Source organism: Virgibacillus carmonensis (assembly GCF_057836705.1).
This window is the reverse complement of record NZ_JBYQFJ010000338.1, coordinates 1-554: the sequence shown is the minus strand read 5'-3', so window position 1 is coordinate 554 and position 554 is coordinate 1. Positions and strand designations below refer to the sequence as shown.

Here is a 554-nt window from a genome sequence, read left to right as displayed (position 1 = left end):
CAAAACAACATACGAATTGGTTTTATGAATTTCGTTGGAACCCTAATTGCTTTAGAACATTTTATGTATAAACCAATCGACCCACAAGAAACCGTTGAATTCATAGGAAGTAAGATTGAGATTATGTTTGATAATGAAAAAATTCACCATAAACAAATTGCCGGAATTTGTGTTGGGCTTCCCGGTCTTATTAAAAATGACCAAGGGATAATTAAACTATCTGCGCAATTTGATTGGAAGCAGGTACCATTAAAAGCAATGCTGGAAGAGAAGGTGGGCTTCCAAGTAATTGTGGACAATGAACTAAAGCTGAAAGCATTGGCTGAATATATGACGGATTTAAATACGGAAAAAGAAAGTATGGCAATGATTGGTTTTGGAAGCGGGGTAGGTTCTGCGTTGATTTCAAAGGGGGAGATATACCGTGGAGAGGGAAACTTTTCTGGCGAAATAGGACATACCATAGTCGATCCGTATGGAATTTATTGTCCTTGTGGCAACTTTGGATGTTTACAAACGTATATTGCCGAAAAATTTCTGCTCGATGAGGCTTC

At 37.9% G+C, this 554-nt stretch carries 1 protein-coding gene; it reads left to right on the top strand.

The features are described from left to right. On the top strand, nt 1-554 hold a 554-nt coding region (locus AC3G7N_RS22210; protein WP_489424278.1), incomplete at both ends, for an ROK family protein.